Origin of the sequence: Cupriavidus phytohabitans, assembly GCF_017815025.1 — a bacterium.
Classification (GTDB): Bacteria; Pseudomonadota; Gammaproteobacteria; order Burkholderiales; family Burkholderiaceae; genus Cupriavidus.
The window spans coordinates 30,938-54,069 of the sequence record NZ_JAGIQB010000015.1 but is presented as its reverse complement, the minus strand read 5'-3'; the positions used below and the strand labels follow the sequence as shown (position 1 = coordinate 54,069).

The window sequence follows — 23,132 nt, the reverse complement described above, 5'->3', positions numbered from 1 at the left end:
TTTTCAATCGTAGTATTGCGCCTGTGCAAGTCCGGGGCGAGTTGCCGGGGCGCCTATAGTGGAAGCCGGCACCGCTCCCGGCTCTGGATGTCATGCCACTCCGAAAGACTGCCTTCCGCGCCCTGGCGGCGATCTGCGTGATTGCCGTGCTGCTCTTCGCGCCACTCCCCTGGCAGCCGATGACAAGGATCCACAGCGAAGTCACGATCCAGCGGCCACCCGCTGAGGTGTTCGCCTATGTCTCGACCCCTGCCACCTGGCCGGCGTGGCATCCGTCGTCGCTGGCCGTGCGCGGCGCCACCGACCATCCGCTGGAAATTGGAGAGGAGGTGACGGAGGACTTCAGGGTGGCGGGGCGCGAGGGGACGGTGGTCTGGAAGGTGGCGGAGCGACGGCCGCCGACCCTCTGGCGCATCGACGGCACGATCGATGGCAGAAAAGCGGGGACAGTGACATATGCGCTGACACCGTCCGGTACCGGCACGCGGTTCGAGCGCGAGTTCACCTACCAGGCGCCGACCTTGCTGTTCTCGCTGCTGAACTGGGCCGCGCTGCGCAAGCAGGTCGATGCCGAGTCGACGGAAGCCGTGCGGCGCCTCAAGGCCAAGCTCGACGGCGGCGCGCGGCTGGAGTAGTAGCGCGCTCCGCAGTTGCAGAAATCGCGGTAATGAGGCCAGCAAGGAGCCGATCGCGTTGCTGGCGGGCGCTTCCATCTCCGACCATCCGATGTCCTTCGTCATGATGCGCGGCGGTCATCTCGATATCACCGTGCTGGGCGGCTTCCAGGTTTCCGCTAGGGGCGACCTGGCCAACTGGTCGACCGGTGAGCCCGACACGATCCCCGACGCGATCCCCGCCGTGGTGGACCGCATCTACACGGACCTGGCGGTGACCAGCAGCCCGGTGGCGGGCTGCTGGTCACCGGCCTGGCCCAAGGCGTGTCCTTCGACGCGGTGGCGGCGCCGAGCGCGGCGCCGCTCATGTTGAAGGCGCAGTGCCGGGTGCTGCGGGCGGGCGTTCGCCCTGCCGGGCGCCCGCCTGGTGGTTTTCGCTGCTGAACCGGGCGGCGCTGCGCAGACATGTCGAAGCGGAGTCGGCAAAAGCCATGCGCCGCCTCAAGGTCAAGCCCGATGGCGGCGCGTGGCCTGGGCAGATTGCACGGCGTCGGTGCATCCTGCTGCTGCGTGTGCCTCCGGGCGCGCGCGGGGCGGGCCGGTGAGCGGCGCTCGGCTTGCACTTCGGCGTGGATGATGTAATACATATCCAGGCCATGGCCTCGCGCAGAAAGTCGGCTTTTGTTCGCCCGGCAGCGAGGGACCGCCAAACGACCCGGGCTATCGCCCCGTCATTTCCTCGGGAGGGGATTGATGGAACAACTGCTGGTTGACGCGGTAATCTTCCTCGCCGCGGCACTGATTGCCGTGCCGCTGTCGGTGCGCTTCGGCTTCGGCTCCGTGCTGGGCTATCTGATCGCCGGCGCAGTGATCGGCCCCTGGGGACTGAGGCTGGTCACGGACGTCAACTCGATCATGGACGTGTCCGAACTGGGCATCGTGCTGATGATGTTCATCATCGGCATTGAAATGGAATTCGAGAAGCTGTGGGCGATGCGCCGGTCCATCTTCGGCTACGGCGGGATCCAGGTCGCGCTGTGCGCGGCGTTGCTGGCGCTGATCTTCATTGTCTTCGGCGTGCAGTGGCGCGTTGGCGTGGCGGCCGGGTTTGCGCTGTCGCTGTCTTCCACGGCGATGGTGATCGCGATCCTGGAACAGAACCGGCTGATGGACGCGCCCGTCGGCCAGTCCAGCTTTGGCATCCTGCTGTTCCAGGACATTGCCGCGATCCCGATGATCGCGCTGTTGCCGTTGCTTGCGCCGGTTGAGGCGGACGCCGGCATGTCGAGCGGCTGGGCTTCCGCGGCGAAGGCGCTGGCCATGCTGGCAGCGGTCGTCGTCGTCGGGCGCTTCGTGCTGAAATATGTGCTGCGCATGATCCAGCGCAGTGGCACGCGCGAGATCTTTACCATCTTCGCGCTGCTCTGGGTCATCGGCATCGCGTTGCTGATGCACGTGGTCCACCTGTCGATGTCGCTCGGCGCGTTCGTGGCCGGGCTGCTGCTGGCCGGCTCCGAATGCCGCCACGAGATCGAATCGGACATGGCGCCCTTCAAGGGCATCCTGCTCGGCCTGTTCTTTATCGCGGTCGGCATGTCGATCGATTTTTCGGTGCTGGGCAACAAGCCGCTGCTGGTGGCGGTGCTGGTGGTTGCCCTGGTCGTGGGCAAGTTCCTGGCACTGATGTACCTGGCAAAGCGGATCGAATTGCCGCGCCAGCATCGCATCTACTTTGCCATCCTGCTGTCGCAGGGCGGTGAATTTGCCTTTGTCGTGATGGGCGCTGCGCAGGCGGCGAACCTGATCGATGCCGAGCAGCTCTCCGTCGTCACGGTCGTCGTTGCGCTGTCGATGGCGACGACACCGCTGCTGCTGCTCGCTAACCGCAAGCTGCCGCGCACCCGCGCGGCACCGCGCGAGGCTGAGGCGGATGGCCAGTAGCGGCCTGAGTTCGCCAGCGCCGCAAGCAAACCGATCCTGGGAGATGCCGAGCGATGACTGTCCTTAACTGGCTGCGCCGTCGCGGCAAGCATCCTGACGGGGCGCGCGATGCAGGGCGCGCCGCGCTGGTGGAGCGCGTGACCAGGCTCTGTCCGTACGTGCGGCTGGTAAGCGGCTATCGCAAGCGGCTTGTCCCGGCGCTGGCCATCGCAGACCGGTACGTGCGCGATGTCTTGGCGGGCTTGCCGCCGGCGTCGGCGGCAAGCGAGGCCACGTGGAACAGCGATCCGTATATCCATGCTTTCTTTGGCACGGCACAGGACGTCATGCCGGTGTTCAGCCGGTCGCCGGACCTGCGCGACTATTTCGGCAGTTCTTCGGCCGCCGCCGAGGCCTATTGCGTGCTGGGGATGGACAAACATGAGCGCCGTACGCTGGGCGTCGCGCTGGAGGGCGACGTCATGCGCACGGAGGTGCCGCAGACCACGGTCAGTTTCACCGATCACCGGGTCCGGATCTGCGCGGCGACCGAAGCGGCGCTGCGCGAGGAAATCGCCAGCCGCATGCTGGACCAGCTCGCGCTGCAGGCGCTGGCCGACGTCGCCAGCGGCACGTCCCGCCGCGACCGCATCGAGCACGAGCAGACACTGCTGACCACGCGGCTGCACCTGCTGGAAAAGCAGGGCTTTGGCATGCGCAGCGTACTTGGCGAAAGCAGCGACACGCAACCCGGCGAGTCCGAGCGGCTGCGGGAGCAGGTGGCACAGAACGAGGCCGCGCTCGCCGCCCTTGGCGCAGCAGGGGCACAGGGCGGCCGGGCCGGCATGCCGGAGAGGCAACTGCAGGTGCTGGTCGACGTGCTGACGCATGCCGAAGCCAGCTTCACGGTGGAGCGGGAAGCGGTGCGGCTGAGTCCGATGAACATCGTGCTGCCGCCCGGCAGCGCCGGGCCCGGCGCTGAGCTCCAGCTGATGACTGCGCGGGTCCCTGGAGATCCGCCGCTGGTCCGCACCTTTGCGCTGGTGTGCGTGTCCCGCGCCGGGATGCTGTCGCCGATGCAGTTGCTCGATGACGCGGCGCGCATGCTGTAACGCTAAAATCATCCCGATAATGGTTTCCGGAAGGCTTAAGCGTGGCACACCAGCAGGGTTTTATCCTGACCCGACATTGGCGCGATACCCCCGCCGGCACCGAGGTCGAAGTCTGGTTGGCCACCGACGACGGGCCGCGCCGGCTGCGCCTGCCGTACCAGCCGTCGATTGCATTTATCCCTGAGGCACAGCGCGAGCGTGCCGAGGCGCTGCTGCGCCGCGAGCGCGCGGCCGAGTTGCGTCCGCTCAAGCTGCATGACTTCAAGGGCAGGCCGGTCATGGGCCTGTATTGCCAGCAGCATCGGCAGCTGATCCAGCTTGGCCGATCGCTGCGCGATGCCGGCGTGGATGTCTACGAGGCCGATATCCGCCCGCCCGAGCGCTACCTGATGGAGCGCTTCATCACGGCCCCGGTCTGGTTCGAGGGCGAGCCGGAAGGCGACGGCGTGCTGTGCAACGCCCAACTGAAGCCCGCGGCGGACTACCGCCCCACGCTACGGCTGGCTTCGCTCGATATCGAAACCAACGCATTCGGCGAGCTGTATTCGATCGCACTCGAAGGCTGCGGCCAGCGCCAGGTCTATATGCTTGGCGCTGCGCCGCGGGAGCCGGCCGCTGTCGATTTCTCGCTCGAATACTGCGCGACACGGCCAGAGTTGCTGGAAAAACTGAACCAGTGGCTGGCCCACCACGACCCCGATGCGATCATCGGCTGGAACCTGGTCCAGTTCGACCTGCGCGTGCTGGTCGAGCATGCACGACGGTTCCAGCTGCCGCTGCGCCTCGGCCGCGGCGGTGCGGAAATCGAATGGCGCGAGCACAACGCGCAGCAGCACTATTTCTGCAGCGCGCCGGGCCGGCTGATCATCGATGGCATCGAGGCGCTGCGTTCCGCCACGTGGAGCTTCCCGTCGTTCAGTCTCGAATCGGTGGCCCAGACGCTGCTTGGCGAGGGCAAGGCGATCGACAACCCGTACGACCGCATGGATGCCATCGACCGCATGTTCGAGCAGGACAGGCCGGCGCTGGCGCGCTACAACCTGCGCGATTGCGAACTGGTGACGCGGATCTTCGAGAAGGCGGAACTGCTGTCGTTCCTGCTGGAGCGCGCCACGGTCACGGGCCTGCCGGCCGACCGCAGCGGCGGTTCGGTCGCGGCGTTCACGCATCTCTACATGCCGCTGATGCACCGCCAGGGCTATGTCGCGCCCAACCTCGGCGAGCTGGCGCCGGAGGGCAGCCCCGGCGGCTTTGTCATGGATTCGCGGCCGGGGCTCTATGAATCGGTGCTGGTGCTGGACTACAAGAGCCTCTACCCGTCGATCATCCGCACCTTCCTGATCGACCCGATCGGCCTGGTCGAGGGGCTGGCGCATCCTGACGATGCCGATTCCGTCCCCGGCTTCCGCGGCGCGCGCTTCTCGCGGACCAGGCACTGCCTGCCGGCGATCGTCGCGCGGGTCTGGCAGGGCCGCGAGGCGGCCAAGCGCGACCGCAACAAGCCGCTCGCGCAGGCGCTCAAGATCATCATGAACGCGTTCTATGGCGTACTGGGCTCCAGCGGGTGCCGCTTCTTCGATCCGCGACTGGCCTCGTCGATCACCATGCGCGGGCACGAGATCATGCGGCAGACCCGCGCGCTGGTCGAGGCGCGCGGCTACGAGGTGATCTACGGTGACACCGATTCCACCTTCGTCTGGCTGCGCCGCGCGCGCACGGAGGCCGACGCGCAGCAGATAGGCCGCAGCCTGGTGGCCTACGTCAACGACTGGTGGCGCGACCACCTGTGGCAGGTCTATGGCCTCGAAAGCGCGCTCGAACTGCAGTTCGAGACGCACTTCCGCCGCTTCCTGATGCCGACCATCCGCGGCGCCGACCTTGGCAGCAAGAAGCGTTACGCGGGCCAGGTGGAGCGGCCAGACGGCACGGCCGAGATGGTGTTCAAGGGGCTCGAGACGGTGCGCACGGACTGGTCGCCGCTCGCGCAGCATTTCCAGCAGACGCTTTACGAGAAGGTCTTCAACCGCGAGCCGTACCAGGATTATGTGCGCGACATCGTGCGCCGCACGCTGGCGGGAGAGCTCGACGGCCAACTGGTCTATCGCAAGCGGCTGCGGCGCAAGCTGGAAGAGTACGAGCGCAACGTGCCGCCGCACGTGCGGGCTGCCCGCATCGCCGACGACTACAACGAGCGCCACGGGCGCCCGCGCCAGTACCAGCACGGCGGCTGGATCAGCTATGTGATGACCATCGCCGGGCCCGAACCGCTCGAATGCCGATCCGCGCCGATCGACTATGAGCACTACGTCGGCAAGCAGCTGCAGCCGATTGCCGACGCGATCCTGCCGTTCCTGAACGACGATTTCGAGCGGCTGTTGTCGGGGCAGATGACCTTGTTTGCGCAGTAGGGCAGCGTCGTAGCACCCTGGCACGTCAGGCGCCGGTCCCGTTGCCGGCCCTATTTATCGCGGCCATCAGGTCGTCAGGATGAACCATCAGTTCGCGCACTTGCCGCAGTGTCGGATATTGGTTGAGCACGCTGCGCCAGCGGGGCGACTCCAAAAGCTGGTGCCAGACCGGCGCAAGCGCGGCTGGATCCGCGGCTTGCGCGTGCGCCAGCGCGCTGGCAAATTCAAGACTGGCCTGTGCCGACAGCAGTTGCATCCGGCTGGCAGCGCCGAGCAGGCGTGGCCTGGGCTCGGCAGGCGCATCGCAGCAATACAGCACCGTGCCGGCAAGGCCGTCCGCGTCGGCGCGCAGCGCGCTGAGCGCGGCACCGTGCAGGCGCACTGTCCCTTGCTGCGTCTCGAACGCATAGACGACGTCCTTGTCGGCATGCGCCAGCAAGCGCAAGCCGCGCAGCAGCTTGGGCAGGTCAGTGGTGGCGGCATCGACCGAAGCCTTGGCTTCCGCGAGCAGGCAGATGTCCCACGCTGGCGTTTCCGCGATCGGCAGCTCTTGCCGCAGCAGCACCACATCCCATTCGGTCTTGGCGCGTTCATGCGTGGCGGGGATCGAGGCTGGTACGCGCATCGAAGTCACGACGCGGTATGAAACCTGCGCTTTCTCGGCCTCGTTGAGCCGCTGCGCCAGCGCCCGCAGTGCCTGTGCGGCCAGTGCTTCGGTGGCAGCGCCACGCTGGCGCGCGGTGACGCCTTGCGCATTGGCGCCGGCGCTTCCGGCGCGGGGGGCATGCCGGTCCCACAGCGTCTGGTATTGGCGCACCAGATCATTCGACGCCAGCGCTTCCAGGCGCTGCAAGCGCTTCAGCGCGGGATTGTCGAGCAGCCGTGTCAGGCCCGGCGCTTCGGTCCCTATCCCCGGCATATCGAGCAGAGTGCGCGCGGTGTCGTGCAGCGCGAACCACGATGAGGCCGAGGCGGACGCGTGAAGCCGGGCCAATGCCTCGCGCTGCGGACCCGGCGCGATGCGTTGCTGGCGGCCCGGATGGGCGATCGCATTGACCGCCTGCCGGACCTGGCGGCCATCCTGGCCGGCGCCCGCGGACAGCGACGCATACTCGCGCACATGCGCCGCGCGGTGCCGCATGACCATGGCCTGGAACACCGGGTCGCCAGCGCCCGCGCACAGCGCTTCGCGGATCAGTTGCGCGAGCGCGTCGATGAAGCGGTCTTTCAGGGCCGCGGCTGGCGTTTCGCCGCGTGCAGTGGTCGCGCGGGCCTGTTCGATCGCAAGCGCGAGCGTCGTTGCCGGGCTGGCTGAGTGCGGTTTGGAGATCGCGGGGGCGCTTGCCGGCAGGCGATAGCGGCGGGCGACGGTGCGAAGCGTTGCATCGAGTAAAAGGGGCGCGGACAACGGTGGCATGGCGAGGGGTGGCACAAAGAGGCAGCACAGGGGCGATGCTCGCCGGACTGGTCAAGTCTCGGCAATCGGCAAAGGTTTGTCCATCGTGCCATCGTGAAGAGGGATCGCGGTACGTAATGCCGGATTTCCGACATGCGGCGCGTCGCCGGAGGTCAATGTGTCGCCGGTGCAGTTCAGCCATCCGGCCTTCGTTGACCAGGTGCGCCGGGCGGCCGTCTGGCAATCTACAGGCCTGACAAAGGGTGTGCGGTGTTGCGGTGCTGCGCTGCACACATGGATTTGTGGCGTGCCAAGGCACACAATGCCTGCATGAGAGCTTCCATGCATCCTGCCCGCGCCGTCGCCATGGGGTTCCTGCTGGCCATCGTGGCGGGCAGCGTGCTGCTGATGCTGCCCTGGTCGCGCGCCGGCGGCGGCAGCGTGCCGTGGCTGACCGCGTTCTTCACGGCGGTGTCCGCGGTGTGCGTGGCCGGGCTGATCGTGGTCGATACCGGCACGTACTGGTCCGGATTTGGCCAGGCGGTCATCATGGTGCTGTTCCAGCTTGGCGGATTCGGCATGATGACGGCGTCTACGCTGCTGGGGCTGATGGTCAACCGCTCGCTAAGGCTGCGCACCAGGTTGATGACCCAGGCCGAGACCCGCGCGATCGGGCTGGGCGATATCGTCGGCGTGGCCAGGCTGGTGCTGGTGGTGACGATCGGGATGGAACTGTTGCTGGCCGCCTGGCTGGCGTGGCGGCTGCATTTCGCCTACGGGGCGCCGTGGGGAGACGCCGCCTGGAACGGGCTGTTCCATGCCATTTCCGCCTACAACAATGCGGGCTTCTCGACACATGCCGACAGCCTGGTCCGCTATGCGGCCGACCACTGGGTGCTGCTGCCGGTAATGGTGGCGGCGCTGGTTGGCGGTATCGGCTTCCCGGTGCTGCACGACCTGCGCAACAAGACCTTCCGCCCGCACCGCTGGTCGCTGCACAGCAAGCTGACGCTGGCCACCACCGGTGTGCTTTTCCTGGTGGGCCTGGCCGGCCTGCTGATGTTCGAGTGGGCCAACGCACGCACGCTCGGCCAGATGGCCACGGGGCAGAAGCTGTTGTCGGCGGCCTTCGCCTCGGTCTCCGCGCGCACTGTCGGCTTCAATACCATTGACATCGGCGGCCTGACCCATGAAAGCATGGCGCTGCATTACTTCCTGATGTTCGTCGGTGGCGGCAGCGCCAGTACCGCGGGCGGCGTCAAGGTCGGCACCATCGCGATCCTGGCGCTGCTGGTGATTGCCGAGATCCGCGGGCGCGGCGACAGCGAAGCCTTCGGGCGCCGCGTCAGCAGTTCGGCGCAGCGGCAGGCGATCACGGTGCTGGTGCTCGGCAGCGCGCTGACGACGATCGGGACGCTGGCCATCCTGTTTGTCACGGAATTCCCGACCGACCAGGTGATTTTCGAGGTCATCGCGGCCTTTGGTTCCGCGGGCCTGTCGACCGGGATCACCGCCGACCTCCCGGCTTCTGCCCATTTGATCCTGGCCGGACTGATGTATGCCGGCCGGGTTGGCACCATCACGCTCGCGGTATCCCTCGCCATGGGCGAGCGCCGTACGCCGTACCGTTACCCCGAGGAGCATCCAATTGTTGGCTAGATTGTTTTCCGAACAGTTCGCCTTTTCAGCAGGCGACAGCGTGGCCGTGATCGGGCTGGGGCGCTTCGGCGGTTCCGTGGCGCAGTCGCTGATGCGGCTGGGCCATGACGTCATGGGCATCGACAAGGATCCCGACCTGGTGCAGCGCTGGTCCAATGTGCTGACCTGTGCGATCCAGGCCGACTCGACCGATGTCAATGTCATGCGCCAGCTGGGGGTGGCGGATTTTTCACACGCCATCGTGGGCATCGGCACCGACATGTCGTCCAGCCTGATGACGCTGATGGCGCTGACCGAGCTGCAGATCCAGGACATCTGGGTCAAGGCCTTTACAGCCGAGCACGGGCAGATCGCGCAGCGCATCGGTGCCCACCACGTCGTCTACCCGGAAGCGGACATGGGCGCGCGGGTGGCCCACCTGATCACGGGCAGGATGATCGATTTCATCGAGTTCGACGACGGCTTCGCCATCGCTCGGATCCATGCGCCGGCATCCACCCATAACAAGACCTTGCTGATGTCACATGTACGGGAGCAATTCGGCGTGACGGTGGTGGGCATCAAGCGAGGCAACGCGGAGTTCGAGCACGCCACGGCGGCTACCATGGTGCTGCCCGGCGACCTGCTGGTGGTGTCGGGCCTGACCAGCAAGATCGAGCGCTTTGCCGGCAGTTCGGAGAAGGGGTAGGGCGAGCGCGCGCCACAGAGACCGGACGGCCACTGAATTCCCCTCAGCTTGAGCTGATGCTCGTCCACACAGGTCAAGCAAGCCATTCCCCAGCGACTCGGCCATAGGAGCGAATCTAACGATCCGCTCGTCCCTTCACGGCCTTCTGCTCCCCTTCGGCTCCGTAGTGCCGTAGTGCTGTAGTGCCGAACGGCCAATCCGCAAGATGCTCCTGTCCGCACTTTTCGCTACATGGAGCCCCAATCTTTACGCGTTCTTTATACGTTCGCGCCGCCTTTATACCCAGTTTTTACGCCCCTCTCGCTAAGCTCCAAGCCGATGAATTGCTCTGAGGCGTCTTGTCATGGACTGGATCTTTCTGATCGTATTGATTGGGTTCGCTGCACTGAGCGCGGCGCTGCTGGGGCTTTGCGCCAGGCTGGCTCCGAAGTCGTCGGCGGCGACCGCGCAAGGCGGTCCGCACAACCAATTACTCGCTAAGGACGGCGCGTCTGACAGGGGGCTGTGATGGCATGGACTGACCTGCTGAGTGGCGCGCTGGCCGCCGCAATTTTCGTTTACCTCCTCGTCGCTCTGTTCCAGCCGGAGAAATTCTGATGTCCTCGAAATTCGTGGGCCTGCTGGTCCTGTATCTCGCCATCCTGCTGGCATGCGCGCCGTTCCTCGGGCGCTATATGCGGCGTGCAGTGGAGGATGACCGATACGCCCTCACCGGGTGGGGGCGCCCGCTCGAGCGGCTGCTGTATCGTCTGGGCGGCGTGCGTTCCAATGCCGGGATGGGATGGAAACAGTACGCCATTGCGGTCGTCGCTTTCAACTTGCTCGGTGTGGTTGCGGTCTACGCGCTGCAGCGCCTGCAAGGGATGCTGCCGCTCAACCCGCAAGGTTTCGGCGCGGTCTCGCCTGACTCCGCCTTCAATACGGCAATCAGCTTCGTATCCAATACCAACTGGCAGGGCTATGCCGGTGAGTCGACCATGGGCTATCTGACCCAGATGCTGGCGCTTACCGTGCAGAACTTCCTGTCCGCGGCGACCGGCATTGCCGTGGTGTTCGCGCTGATCCGCGGCTTTGCGCGGCAGAGCGCCATGACCATCGGCAACTTCTGGGTGGATCTGACCAGGATCACGCTGTACGTGCTGGCGCCAATCGCGACCATGATCGCACTGGCGCTGATGAGCCAGGGTGTGATCCAGAACTTCGATGCCTACAAGGAAGTCAGCCTGGTCACGCCGGTCGAGTACAGCCAGCCGAAGGTCGACACGGCCGGGCAACCGGTGCTCGATGCGCAAGGCAAGCCGGTGACGGAAGACCTGAAGACCGACAAGCAGACGCTGGCGATGGGCCCGGTTGCCTCGCAGGAAGCCATCAAGATGCTCGGCACCAACGGCGGCGGCTTTTTTAACGCCAATTCCGCACATCCCTTCGAGAACCCGAATGGGCTTGCCAACTTCATCGAGATGCTGGCGATATTCCTGATCCCGGCTGCGCTGTGTTTCACCTTCGGCGAGATGGTGGGGGACAGGCGGCAGGGGGTAGCGGTGCTCGCTTCGATGACGGTGATCTTCGTCGTCATGGCCTGCGTGGCGGCCCTTTCCGAGCGGATGACCAGTCCCGCGCTGGCCAGCTTGCCGGTCGACCATGCGGCCTCGCTGCTGCAGACGGGCGGCAATATGGAAGGCAAGGAAACGCGCTTCGGCGTCGCAGCGTCGGCGTTGTTCGCCACCATCACCACGGCCGCGTCCTGCGGCGCGGTCAATGCCATGCACGATTCCTTCACCGCCATCGGCGGCCTGGTGCCGATGCTGCTGATGCAGCTGGGCGAGGTGGTGTTCGGCGGCGTCGGCTCGGGCCTGTATGGGATGCTCGTGTATGCGGTGCTGGCGGTGTTCATCGCCGGCCTGATGATCGGCCGCACCCCCGAGTACCTCGGCAAGAAGATCGAGACCTACGAGATGAAGATGACCGCAGTGGCGATCCTGGTCACGCCGCTGCTGGTGCTGCTCGGCACCTCGGCCGCAGTGATGGCGGAACCAGGCCGCGCAGGGGTGTTCAATCCTGGCACGCATGGCTTCTCGGAGGTCCTGTATGCGTTGTCATCCGCGGCCAATAACAACGGTAGCGCCTTTGCTGGCCTGTCTGCCAACACGCCGTTCTATAACACGCTGCTGGCCGCGGCGATGTGGCTCGGCCGCTTCTGGATCATCATCCCGGTGCTCGCTTTGGCAGGTTCGCTGGCGGCAAAGAAGCGGGTCCCGGTGAGCGGCGGCACGATGCCCACGCACGGCCCCCTGTTCGTGGTGCTGCTGGTTGGCACGGTGCTGCTGGTGGGGGCGCTGACCTATGTGCCCGCGCTGGCACTCGGGCCGATTGCGGAGCAACTCCAGGGCGCCGTGACGGCCATCGCGGGGAAACAGGCGACCAACTGACCAAGAGATATCAGGCATTCCTGCGCGCCTGGCACCAGTACGGCCGGACAGGCTAGGTGGCGGCGCTTACGGAGGATTGCGGAGAAACCATGCAACACGATTCGATGGCCCCAACGGCCAAGGGTAAAGGCGAGGCGCGAGACACCGCCGCTTCCAGGGCTGCGCAAGCGCAGGAAGCGGCGGCCGCTGGCAAGCAGCACGCTCCCCATCACCACCATCATCATCCACATCGGCCGGCTTCGCGTAGCATGCTTGCGCCTGAGCTGGTGAAGCCTGCGCTGGTGGCGGCCTTCACGAAGCTGTCGCCCCGCGACCAGTTGCGCAACCCGGTGATGTTCGTCGTCTACGTCGGCAGCATCCTGACGACGATCCTGTTCCTGCGCGCGATGTTCGCTCCCGCGCCTGCCGCAGGCAGCGAGAGTCCGGGCTTTATCCTGGCGGTGTCGATCTGGCTGTGGTTTACGGTGCTATTCGCCAACTTCGCCGAGGCCCTGGCGGAGGGGCGCAGCAAGCAACAGGCCGAGGCACTGCGCGGACTGAAAACGACGGTGACTGCGCGCGTACTGAAGGATGGCCAGCGGGGCGGTGCCACCGAACCGCGGGCTGCTACCGCACTGCGGCGCGGCGACGTCGTACTGGTGGAAGCCGGGGACATGATTCCGGGAGATGGCGAGGTCATCGACGGCGTGGCTTCGGTCGACGAGAGCGCCATCACCGGCGAGTCGGCGCCGGTGATCCGCGAGTCCGGTGGCGACTTCTCGTCGGTGACCGGCGGCACGCGCGTGCTGTCCGACTGGATCGTGGTGCGCATCACCACCAATCCCGGCGAAAGCTTTATCGACCGCATGATCACGATGGTCGAAGGCGCCAAGCGTCAGAAGACGCCGAACGAGCTGGCCCTGACCATCCTGCTGGTCGGCCTGACGTTGGTGCTGCTGCTGGCCACGGCCACGCTGCAACCATTCTCGCTCTATGCCGTGCTGGTGACCAAGGCCGGTGTTCCAGTGACGATCACCGTACTGGTGGCGCTGCTGGTGTGCCTGATACCCACGACCATCGGCGGCTTGCTGTCTGCGATCGGCGTCGCCGGCATGAGCCGGATGATGGAGGCGAACGTGATCGCGACCTCGGGCCGCGCGGTCGAGGCCGCCGGGGACGTTGACGTGCTGCTGCTCGACAAGACCGGCACCATTACCCATGGGAATCGCCAGGCTTCGCGCTTTATCCCGGCGCCGGGCGTGTCGCCGTTGCAGCTCGCGGAAGCGGCGTGGCTGTCGTCGCTGGCCGACGAAACGCCGGAAGGGCGCAGCATTATCACGCTGGCCCGCCGGTTACCCGGGCTGGCTGCGCCGTCGATGGCAAGCCTGAAACCTGAATTCGTGCCCTTCAGCGCGCAGACGCGCATGAGCGGCGTGGATCTGCGCGATGGCGGCGGTGAGCGCCACGTGCGCAAGGGCGCCACCGATGCAGTACGCCGGTACGTCACGGAACGGGCCGGCAAGTTCCCCGATGCGGTGTTGCAAGCCGTGGATGAGGTGGCCCGTGCCGGCAGCACGCCGCTGGTGGTTGCCGACGCCAGCGGCGATTCGGTACGCGTGCTGGGCGTGATCGAACTGAAAGACATCGTCAAGACCGGCATCCGCGAACGCTTTGGCGAGCTGCGCAAGATGGGGATCAGGACGGTGATGATCACCGGCGACAACCGCCTGACCGCGGCATCGATTGCCGCCGAAGCGGGCGTGGATGACTTCCTTGCCGAGGCGACGCCTGAAGCCAAGCTGAAGCTGATCCGGCAGTACCAGGCGCAAGGGCGCCTCGTCGCGATGACCGGGGATGGTACCAACGACGCACCGGCGCTGGCGCAGGCCGACGTTGCCGTGGCGATGAACAGCGGCACGCAGGCTGCCAAAGAGGCCGGCAATATGGTCGACCTGGACAGCAATCCGACCAAGCTGATCGAAATCGTCGAGATCGGCAAGCAGATGCTGATGACGCGCGGATCGTTGACGACCTTCAGCGTCGCCAATGACATCGCCAAGTATTTTGCGATCATCCCGGCGGCGTTCGCCACCACGTATCCGCAGCTCAACCTGCTCAATGTCATGGGCCTGGCGACGCCGGCATCGGCCATCATGTCGGCAGTGATCTTTAACGCATTGATTATCGTCGTATTGATCCCCCTGGCGCTCAAGGGCGTCGTGTACCGCCCGCTAGGCGCGGCCGTGCTGCTGCGCCGCAACCTGCTGATCTATGGGCTCGGCGGCATCCTGGTGCCGTTCGCCGGGATCAAGCTGATCGACCTGGTCCTTGCCTTGTTCGGCTGGGTCTGATTCCTCCTGGAGCTCTCATGAATCCTCAAGCGCATTCTCCACAGCCGACTTCGGCGTCCCCGGCGCCGGTGCAGGGCGGGCTGGTCCGGCCGATGGCCGTGATATTTGTCGCCTTGTCGCTGATTACGGGCCTGCTCTACCCGGGCGTGATCACCGGCATCGCGAAAGCCGTGTTCCCGCACCAGGCCGCCGGCTCGCTGATCGAGAATAAAGGCAAGATAATGGGATCCGAGCTGATTGGCCAGCCGTTCTCAGACCCCAAATACTTCTGGGGCCGCTTGTCCGCGACGGCGCCGATGCCGTTCAACGCCTCGGCGTCGGCGGGGTCAAACCTCGGCCCCAGCAATCCCGCGCTGGCCGATGCTGCCCGCGCCCGCATTGAGGCGCTGCGTGCCGCCGAGCCGGATAACCAGGCCCCGGTGCCCGTGGACCTGGTCACGGCATCGGGCAGCGGCCTGGATCCGCATATCAGTCCGGCTGCCGCCGAATACCAGGCGGCGCGGGTAGCCCGCGCCAGGGGTATCCCGCTCGAGCAGGTCAGGCAGCTGATTGCCGCAAATACCGAAGCGCCGCTGCTGGCGGTGCTGGGTGATCCTGGCGTGAACGTGCTGAAGCTGAACCTCGCGCTGGATGGTGTTGCGCCGAACCGATGACGCGGTGAACATATCAGGGATGAAACAGTGTGGCCTTTGCCAGGCCAGGGGTGAGCCGGCTCATGTCTGATGCAGAATTCCGCGAGATCAGCGCGCGTCCGGACCCGGACGCGCTGCTCCAGCTCGTGCAGGCTGAAGGAGAGCGGGCAGCGCGCGGCAGGCTCAGAGTGTACTTCGGCGCGTCGGCTGGCGTTGGCAAGACCTTCGCCATGCTGACGGCGGCGCGAGCCGCGGTGCAGCAGGGCACGGATGTCGTCATCGGCATCGTGGAGACCCATGGCCGCGCGGAGACGGAAGCGCTGATCACCGGGACCGAGCGGCTGCCGATGAAGGACGTGCCGTATCGTGAGCGCGTGCTCAAGGAGTTCGACCTGGACGCGGCGCTGGCCCGCCATCCTGCCCTGATCCTGGTTGACGAACTGGCGCATTCGAACGCGCCCGGCAGCCGCCACCCCAAGCGCTGGCAGGATATTCAGGAACTGCAAGCCGCCGGCATCGACGTCTGGACCACCGTCAATGTCCAGCATCTCGACAGCCTGAACGAAGCGGTCGGAGGCATCACCGGCATCCGCGTTTGGGAAACCGTGCCGGACACGGTCTTCGATAGCGCGGACGAAGTCGTGCTGGTCGACCTGCCGGCCGATGAACTGCTGCGCCGGTTGAAGGAAGGCAAGGTTTATCTGCCGGAGCAGGCCCGGCATGCGGCGCGCAATTTCTTTCGCAAAGGCAACCTGATAGCCCTGCGCGAGTTGGCGTTGCGGCGTACCGCTGACCGTGTCGACGACGATGTGCGGGCTTGGCGGCAGGCAGAAGCCGTGCAAGCGGTCTGGCGCACACGCGAAGCGGTTCTTGCCTGCATCGGCAGCGGCGACGATGCCGAGCAGGTTGTCAAGAGTGCGCGACGTCTGGCGGGGCAACTGGATTGTGACTGGCATGTGGTAACGATCGCCACACCGCGGCTGGCGCCGCCATCCACTGCCGGCAAAGCTCGCCTGCAAGCGGCCATGCGTCTGGCCGAGGAACTTGGCGCACGTACGGAGACCCTGGCAGGCAACGACATGGTACAGGCCGTGGTCGGCTACGTGCGCCGCCACAACCTGACCAAGGTCGTGATTGGAAGGGCGCCGGCGGACTGGCGTCGTGGCGGCGCCTCTCTGGCGGAACGGGCCCGTTCGCTGCTGGCGCTCGCGCTGTCCCCCTTTGTTAACGCGCCGGCCTGGCTGTTTGGCCGACGCAGCTTTGCCGACGCGCTGGCAATCGGCTGTCCGGAAATCGACATCATCCGGGTCGCCGCCGATACCACGCGCGCCGACATTCGGCCGCGCCACGGGACGGAAGAAGCGGAACCGGGCGGGTCAGAGGATGGAGCAACGCTTAAGGACTACGCCTGGGCGGTGGTCTGGTGCGCCTGTGCCACGGCGTTGTCGGCGCTGGCATTCCCGTGGTTCGATGTCGTTAACATCGCCATGCTGTTCCTGGCGGCAGTGGTGGGGGTCGCGCTGCGTCATGGCCGCGGGCCCGCCGCGCTCTCGTCCGTTCTGTCCGTGGCCGCCTTTGACTTCTTCTTTGTACCGCCGCGGCTGTCGTTTGCCGTGAGCGACGTGCAGTACCTGTTGACCTTCCTGGTAATGCTCTCGGTCGGCCTGGTCATTGGACAACTGACCGCCGGCTTGCGTGAGCAGGCCCGCCTGGCCGTACAGCGGGAGGAAGACGCGCGCACGCTGTACGAGTTGGCGCGCGAGTTGTCCGCCGCACTGATGCCCGACCAGATCGTCTCGATCGGCAGCCGCTTCCTGCGGGCGGCGTTCGACGCCAGCTCTGCCTTTTTCCTGGTGTCGCCGGAGGGACGGCTGCTGCCGCCTGTGTCGGACGCCGGTCAGCACGATGCGACCGTGCGCACCGATTCGATTGACCGCATACTGGCCGAATGGGTCTTCACGCATGGCCAGCCAGCCGGCACTGGCACGCACACGCTGCCGGGCAGCACCGTGCTGTACCTGCCACTCAAGGCACCCATGCAGACGCGAGGCGTACTGGCGGTCGAACCCGCGGCTTCGCGGGCTCTTGCTCAGCCGGCGCTGCGACGCCAGGTGGATGTGTTCTGCACGCTGATCGCCATCGCCATCGAGCGGCTACACTATGTCGAAGTCGCGCAGCGGGCCCTGCTTTCGATGGAGTCGGAGCGGCTGCGCAGCTCGCTGTTGGCCGCTGTGTCCCATGACCTGCGTACTCCCCTGACCAGCCTGATCGGCATGGCCGAGACCATGCAGCGCAGCGATCCACCGCTGGCGCCATCGTTGGACCAGACAGTATCCGCGATGCTCGAGCAGGCCAGGCGGATGCGGACGATGGTGGTCAATCTGCTGGATATGGCGAGGCTGCAGAGCCGGGATGTCCGCACCAACAAAGAGTGGCAGTCGGTGGAGGAACTGGTCGGTGCCAGCCTTGCGTCGATGCGCGACGCGCTGGCGCGCCATCGCGTCGTGGTGGCAGATCTGTCGACCGTTCCGCTGGTCGAATGCGACGCGGTCCTGATCGACCGCGTGCTATGCAACCTGTTGGAGAATGCGGCCAAATACACACCGGTGGGCACCGAAATCCGGATCTCGGCCGCAGTTGTCCAGGATGACATCCGGATTTCGGTGGAGGACGACGGCCCGGGAGTGCCCAGGGGCAAGGAACGGCAGATCTTCGAAAAGTTCACGCGTGGCGAGCGCGAATCTGCCACGGCAGGCGTCGGCCTGGGCCTTGCCGTTTGCGAGGCGATCATGCAAGCGCATGGCGGTCGTATCTGGGTAGAACCTGGCCAGCGTCCGGATCTTCCGGTGCGCCCCGATGGCCAGGCGGGGGCGCGCTTTACCATCGCACTGCCACGTGGCAATCCACCACCGGTAGAGCCTGAGCCGGCGGATGCCTGAAGTTGCGCTATACCCATGGAGAACCCAAGGAGAGGAGTTCATGCCGTTTGATTTTTCCCCAACGATCCTGCTTGTCGAAGACGAGCCTCATATCCGGCGCTTTGTTCGCTCGACGCTGGAATCGGAGGGCTGCACGGTATGTGAGGCAGAAACGCTCAAGCGCGGACTGATCGAGGCAGGGACGCGCCAGCCAGACCTTGTCATTCTCGACCTGGGGCTGCCGGACGGCGACGGCGTGCAGTTGATCGGTGAGGTGCGAACCTGGACCAATGTACCGATTCTGGTGCTGTCCGCTCGCAGTGGAGAGGCCGACAAAGTTGGTGCGTTGGATGCGGGTGCCGATGACTATCTGACAAAGCCATTTGGCGTCGCGGAGCTGATCGCGCGTCTGCGCGTCCTGCTGCGCCGCCATGCGAGGACCAATCCGCAAGGGGCCTACCAGATCACGTTTGGCGACGTTCACGTCGATCTGGCCAGCCGAATGGTCACGCGTTCCGGCCAGGCTGTGCATCTGACACCAATCGAGTATCGCTTGTTGGCGGTATTGATTGCGCATCGTGGCAAAGTCATGACGCACCGAGAGCTGCTGCGCGAGGTCTGGGGTCCCTCGCAGGCGGAAAGCAGTCAATATCTGCGGGTGTACATGGGACACCTGCGGCACAAGCTTGAAGCTGACCCGGCACAACCCGCTCATCTGCTGACTGAGGTCGGATTGGGTTACCGCTTCACGGGATAGGATCGGGAAGCGATGGATTGAGCTTCGTGATTTCCCTAGCCGCCCCGAAATGTCAATCTGATGCCCCGGATTGTCAAAACGCTCCGCGTTGTTGCTAGATACTTGCCGAGATCGGCCCAAAGGCCGACGGTATCGACATCCGACGCAAGATCGCAAGGAGATGACAATGGAGCTGAAGGACAAGGTTGCAATCATTACGGGCGGCGGGCAGGGCGGCGGCGAGGGCATAGCGCGCGTGCTGGCGCGTGAAGGGGCTACGATCGCCGTGGTGGACATAAACCTTGACGCCGCCAGGCGCGTCGCGTCCAGCATCGATCCGGACGGCAAGCGCGCTATCGCCATCCGCGCCGACATCAGCAAGAAGGCCGACACGGAGGCGATGGCCCGCCAGACGCTGGAGGCGTTCGGCGCCATCGATATCCTGGTCAATAACGCGGGCGTCGGCGGCGCCTCCGCGCTGGTGTGCGACGTCACGGAAGAGAACTGGGACCGCGTGATGGGGGTGAACGCCAAGGGCATCCTGTTCTGCTGCCAGGCGGTCATCCCTGCCATGAAGGCGCAGGGAAAGGGCAAGATCGTCAATATCGACTCCATCGCCGGCATCCGCATGGCTTACTTCAGCAGCGTGGATTACACCGCGTCAAAGCATGCGGTCACGGGACTGACGCAGCACCTCGCATGGGAGTTGGCGGACCAGCGTATCAACGTCAATGCGGTGTGCCCCGGCGGCATCCTGACGCCAGCCATTGAAGCGTATGCAAGCCCGAAGGAGCGCGAGGCGCTGATCAGGCGGACGGTACCGCTGGGCAGGTTCTGCAAGCCGGAGGAGATCGGCGAAGCGGTATCCTTCCTTGCCAGCGACCGTGCAGACATGATCACAGGCCAGATGCTGGCGGTGGATGGCGGCACCCTCACCGGCTACGGCGAAGATCTGCGCGCGGTACTGCGCCAGCGGCTCCAGGAGGAACAGGGCCACTGACGTCAGCGCAACTGGCAGCCTGCCGGCCTGGCCCCATCTGAAGCGGGTCAGCACGGCGAGACTGCCGTCGGCAGTTCAGGGTTCGTTCAATAGTGGATGATGCCGGGGGTCCCGCCGCCGGCGGGGATGGCTTCGCCGTTGATTGCCACACTCAGTGGTGACGCAAGAAAGGTCACCACGCAGGCGACCTCGCTGGCGTCGACCATGCGGCCGAGGCTACTCCTGGCCGCCGCCCACGCCTCGGTTGCCGCGTCGGTCTTCTCGGTGCGGGTGGGTCCGGGATGGACTGCCGTGACATTGATGCCCTTGGGCCCGAGTTCATCAGCGAGGTTCTTGGTGATTGCCGCCACGCCGACGTTACGCAGCGTGGCCACTGGCCGGCCCGTATGGTAGATCGCCAGGCCGCCGATATTGATGATGCGGCCCCAGCCATTTGCGGCCAGATGCGGAGCCAGCGCCCGTGCGGTGCGAAGATAGCCGATGACCTTGATGTCGATATCCTCGAGTGCCTGCGCATCGACGATCTGGTCCAGCTGTGTGGCCGGCGAGATGCCGCCTGGCAGAGCCGCGGCGTTGACCAGGATATCGATGCCACCCAGGGCTTCAATCGCTTGCTCCACCATGGCGTCGACAGAGGCCTTGTCGGCGGTGTCGACCGTCAGCGGCACAATGCGGCGGCCGGTCAGCGCCGCGAGCTCCGCGGCAGTCGCATCCAGCGCTTCTTTCCCGCGCGCGGCGAGCACGACATCCACCCCTTCCTGTGCTAGCTGCAGCGCAATCGCCTTGCCAATGCCGCGGCTGCCGCCGGTCACGATTGCACGCTTGCCTTTTAACCTCAGGTCCATGATCTCTCCGATTCCGGCAATGGGTTCGGGGCGATCGTGCCATGAACACGTCGCCCCGTGATCGTTATGCGTCAAGGCGTACAAGGCGGTGGTGCCCCGCGCGCCAGCATGCGCACCGGTTTGTTGGGACAGGATAGCCGCCCGCCCTGGCCGCAGTCGAGCCGCTGCGTGCGGGCGGCCTTGCGCATCAGGCGGCGCGCAGCGGCAGGTTCCTGATGCCAGCCTGGCGGTTGGGCGCCATGCCGTGGGCGGCCAGCGTTTCTTCAACGCTGTCGTACCAGGTGCCGATGCGGTAGATCTCGCGCGCTTCCTTGCCCGAGGCAATCTCGCGGCCCAGTTCCCTGGCCACGCGGACGCACTGTTCGATCTGCTGCACCGAAGTCATGCGGTTGCCGTGCTGGTCGATGATGGTGTCCTCGATGCCGCAGCGCGGGTGCAGGCCCATGGACATGGCCATCATGTTGAACGGCAGCACGTTCTTCAGCAGCGATTCCGCGGTCAGCGTGCAGCCGTCCGGCGCGCGGTGGATGAAGTTGAAGAAGTTGAACGGGTTGGGGCCGTCGAAGCCGCCGCCGATGCCGATCCAGGTCAGGTTCAGCGGGCCCTTGTAGTGGCCGGCGCGTACCAGGCGATCGAGCGTTTCCATCGCATGGATGCCGGTGAGCTGGAAGTGCGGCTGGATACCGGCGTTGCTGAGGCGGCGCAGGTGTTCTTCGACCCAGCCCGGGCCGGCCGGCACGGTCATTTCGCGGTAGGCGGCCTGGTAGGCCGGCTGCTCCAGCGAGGTACCCTTCAGGTACTCGGGATAGAGCAGCTCCATGATGTTCATCTGCGTGGTGTTGATCGCCACCGTCACCTGGTCGGGCTTCGGGGTGAGCTCCGCGAGCATATGACGGGTGTCGTCGGACAGCCACTTGGCGGCTTCGCCTTCGTCTTCCGGCGCGAACGAGATCGAGCCGCCGACCTGGATGATCATGTCGGGCACGGCGGCGCGCACGCCGGCGATCAGCTCGTTGAACTTGGACAGGCGCTTGGAGCCCTTGCCGTCAAGTTCGCGCACATGCAGGTGCAGCACGGTGGCGCCGGCGTTGTAGCAATCCACTGCCTTCTGCACCTGCTCTGCCATGGTCACCGGGATGTCTTCCGGAAAGTCCTGCGGCATCCACTCAGGGCCATATGGGGCCACGGTGATCACCACTTTGTCCTGGTTCTCCGGGTGCAGGGAATCGTCGAGAAATTGCATGCTCATCCTCCTGATGATGAATTGCGCGTCCGTAGACGCCCGTTTGACAGCCTTGATCCAATGGCCAAGAGCCGATGCGCGTGGCCGCGCTTTCAAGTGACCCGCGTTGACTCGCTTTCCGCTTGCGCGCAAATGCGGGCAACGCAATCGGCATCCGGAAGGCCGGCGAGGTAGGCAAGCAGTGTGTCGAAGGGGCGATCCTCATGCCCACCGGGCGCGGTGCCGGTGTTCGCTGTACAGTACGCGGCGTTGAGCTTGTCCCAGTCCGCGTCAGTCAGGTAGCGCTGCGCCGCCGGAAGGATGACGCCTTCCTCGCGTCCCATGAGCGCCCAGACGAACTGCGCATACTGATCGACCCTGTCCAGCAGCTCGGCCAGCGTGCCGCCTGTCGCAAACCGCTCAACGGCTTCGGCGAGTGCGCCGACCCATTGCGCATCACGTTCATGCTGGCGTTCCAGTTCGTCGAGTTCGGCGTCGGCCCTGGCGGTGCGCCGGCGCAGCCTGCCGTAGAGGCAGGCCTGCTTGCGCGGATGCTGGCGCGCGACCGGGAAGGTCTCGATAAACCGGATCATGCCCCGCATCACCGACACGTCCGCGGTAGCGCGGTGGTCGTTCGCGGCCATTAGCATGTCCAGCCAGGCGCGCAATATGGCACTGAGAGCGCGGTGCTCGTCACGGATGCCGCGGACGGCCGGCACTGGCGTCATCGGCGCGGGATCCGGCATGGCGAATACGGGGATACCGGCCGCGAGCACCGCCTGGACGAGCGGTCTGGTCCTCGCTTTGCCGATGAAGACCAGGTCGCAACCGGCCTCGCGCGCTGCCGCGACAATGGCGGCTTCTACGCCGCCGCCGGGTGCGCCAGCCGATGCACATGGCACCCCTTGCGCCCGAGCCACCGACTCGGCCTTTCCGAGCAGCTCGCGGCCGCGGCTCATATGATCGCGCGGCACTGTAGCGAGGAGCGGCGTATAGGCGAACGTGATCCGTGCGCCCGCGATGCGTGCCAGCTCGATGGCCCCGATGACGGTGGCCATGGATGCATCCGTTTCGTCGAGAGGAACCAGCAGATGGCGGCAGGTGACGGCATCGGCATCGGAACAAGGGCGGCTCATGTCGGCACCCCGGCCAGTACACATTCCTGCTCCAGCGCGCACACGTCCATGCATTGCATCGAATACCTCGTGATCCGTTTCGACCTG

At 65.7% G+C, this 23,132-nt stretch carries 19 protein-coding genes; 15 read left to right on the top strand and 4 right to left on the bottom strand.

Annotated elements, in window-relative coordinates; translation table 11 throughout:
* Positions 1–92: 92 nt before the first annotated feature.
* From J8I34_RS12680 to J8I34_RS12660, 5 genes are all read left to right on the top strand, one after another.
* A complete protein-coding gene (locus J8I34_RS12680) occupies positions 93–635 on the top strand; it encodes an SRPBCC family protein (protein ID WP_209769979.1) in 543 nt (180 codons plus the stop codon).
* 91 nt (positions 636–726) lie between these two features.
* Positions 727–987: a sugar phosphate isomerase family gene (locus J8I34_RS12675; protein ID WP_371748071.1), complete on the top strand. Its 261-nt coding sequence runs from the start codon at positions 727–729 to the stop codon at positions 985–987.
* A gap of 380 nt (positions 988–1,367) precedes the next feature.
* Positions 1,368–2,555, top strand: coding sequence for a monovalent cation:proton antiporter-2 (CPA2) family protein (locus tag J8I34_RS12670; protein WP_029044658.1), 1,188 nt, complete (start codon positions 1,368–1,370; stop codon positions 2,553–2,555).
* Positions 2,556–2,608: 53 nt separating this feature from the next.
* On the top strand, positions 2,609–3,646 hold the full coding sequence (locus tag J8I34_RS12665) for a hypothetical protein (protein WP_209769988.1): 1,038 nt from the start codon (positions 2,609–2,611) through the stop codon (positions 3,644–3,646).
* A gap of 41 nt (positions 3,647–3,687) precedes the next feature.
* A complete protein-coding gene (locus tag J8I34_RS12660) occupies positions 3,688–6,054 on the top strand; it encodes a DNA polymerase II (RefSeq protein WP_209769990.1) in 2,367 nt (788 codons plus the stop codon).
* A gap of 25 nt (positions 6,055–6,079) precedes the next feature.
* On the opposite strand, the gene J8I34_RS12655 is transcribed toward J8I34_RS12660, so the two are convergent.
* Positions 6,080–7,471: a 3-deoxy-D-arabino-heptulosonate 7-phosphate synthase gene (locus J8I34_RS12655; protein WP_209806185.1), complete on the bottom strand. Its 1,392-nt coding sequence runs from the start codon at positions 7,469–7,471 to the stop codon at positions 6,080–6,082.
* Positions 7,472–7,720: 249 nt separating this feature from the next.
* On the opposite strand from J8I34_RS12655, the gene J8I34_RS12650 reads away from it, so the two are divergent.
* From J8I34_RS12650 to J8I34_RS12605, 10 genes are all read left to right on the top strand, one after another.
* Positions 7,721–9,109 (top strand): TrkH family potassium uptake protein, encoded by a 1,389-nt coding sequence (locus J8I34_RS12650; protein ID WP_371748070.1) that lies wholly within the window; start codon positions 7,721–7,723, stop codon positions 9,107–9,109.
* Entirely contained in the window at positions 9,099–9,797 is a 699-nt protein-coding gene (locus J8I34_RS12645; RefSeq protein ID WP_029044653.1) for a potassium channel family protein, read from the top strand. The genes J8I34_RS12650 and J8I34_RS12645 overlap by 11 nt, the downstream gene beginning before the upstream one ends.
* A gap of 343 nt (positions 9,798–10,140) precedes the next feature.
* Positions 10,141–10,305 (top strand): hypothetical protein, encoded by a 165-nt coding sequence (locus tag J8I34_RS12640; RefSeq protein WP_209769998.1) that lies wholly within the window; start codon positions 10,141–10,143, stop codon positions 10,303–10,305.
* Positions 10,305–10,394: a K(+)-transporting ATPase subunit F gene (gene kdpF, locus J8I34_RS12635; protein WP_209770007.1), complete on the top strand. Its 90-nt coding sequence runs from the start codon at positions 10,305–10,307 to the stop codon at positions 10,392–10,394. Before J8I34_RS12640 ends, kdpF begins: the two co-directional genes overlap by 1 nt.
* Entirely contained in the window at positions 10,394–12,226 is a 1,833-nt protein-coding gene (kdpA, locus tag J8I34_RS12630) for a potassium-transporting ATPase subunit KdpA (protein ID WP_209806184.1), read from the top strand. Before kdpF ends, kdpA begins: the two co-directional genes overlap by 1 nt.
* A gap of 89 nt (positions 12,227–12,315) precedes the next feature.
* Positions 12,316–14,556: a potassium-transporting ATPase subunit KdpB gene (gene kdpB, locus J8I34_RS12625; protein ID WP_209806183.1), complete on the top strand. Its 2,241-nt coding sequence runs from the start codon at positions 12,316–12,318 to the stop codon at positions 14,554–14,556.
* Between the two features lie 17 nt (positions 14,557–14,573).
* On the top strand, positions 14,574–15,209 hold the full coding sequence (gene kdpC, locus J8I34_RS12620; protein WP_209806182.1) for a potassium-transporting ATPase subunit KdpC: 636 nt from the start codon (positions 14,574–14,576) through the stop codon (positions 15,207–15,209).
* 62 nt (positions 15,210–15,271) lie between these two features.
* Positions 15,272–18,127: a DUF4118 domain-containing protein gene (locus J8I34_RS12615; RefSeq protein ID WP_209806222.1), complete on the top strand. Its 2,856-nt coding sequence runs from the start codon at positions 15,272–15,274 to the stop codon at positions 18,125–18,127.
* A gap of 40 nt (positions 18,128–18,167) precedes the next feature.
* Positions 18,168–18,863 (top strand): two-component system response regulator KdpE, encoded by a 696-nt coding sequence (kdpE, locus tag J8I34_RS12610; RefSeq protein ID WP_209806181.1) that lies wholly within the window; start codon positions 18,168–18,170, stop codon positions 18,861–18,863.
* A 166-nt stretch (positions 18,864–19,029) separates the two neighbouring features.
* Positions 19,030–19,842: an SDR family NAD(P)-dependent oxidoreductase gene (locus tag J8I34_RS12605; protein ID WP_209806180.1), complete on the top strand. Its 813-nt coding sequence runs from the start codon at positions 19,030–19,032 to the stop codon at positions 19,840–19,842.
* An 86-nt stretch (positions 19,843–19,928) separates the two neighbouring features.
* Here the strand turns inward: J8I34_RS12605 and J8I34_RS12600 are convergent, their stop codons facing one another.
* The 3 genes from J8I34_RS12600 to J8I34_RS12590 all read right to left on the bottom strand — a co-directional run bounded on the left by J8I34_RS12600 (position 19,929) and on the right by J8I34_RS12590 (position 23,045).
* Complete coding sequence (locus J8I34_RS12600; protein ID WP_209806221.1) at positions 19,929–20,687, bottom strand: SDR family NAD(P)-dependent oxidoreductase; 759 nt, start codon at positions 20,685–20,687, stop codon at positions 19,929–19,931.
* Positions 20,688–20,874: 187 nt separating this feature from the next.
* Complete coding sequence (locus J8I34_RS12595) at positions 20,875–21,930, bottom strand: beta-keto acid cleavage family enzyme (RefSeq protein ID WP_209806179.1); 1,056 nt, start codon at positions 21,928–21,930, stop codon at positions 20,875–20,877.
* A gap of 92 nt (positions 21,931–22,022) precedes the next feature.
* Positions 22,023–23,045: a hemerythrin domain-containing protein gene (locus J8I34_RS12590; RefSeq protein ID WP_209806178.1), complete on the bottom strand. Its 1,023-nt coding sequence runs from the start codon at positions 23,043–23,045 to the stop codon at positions 22,023–22,025.
* Positions 23,046–23,132: the final 87 nt, after the last annotated feature.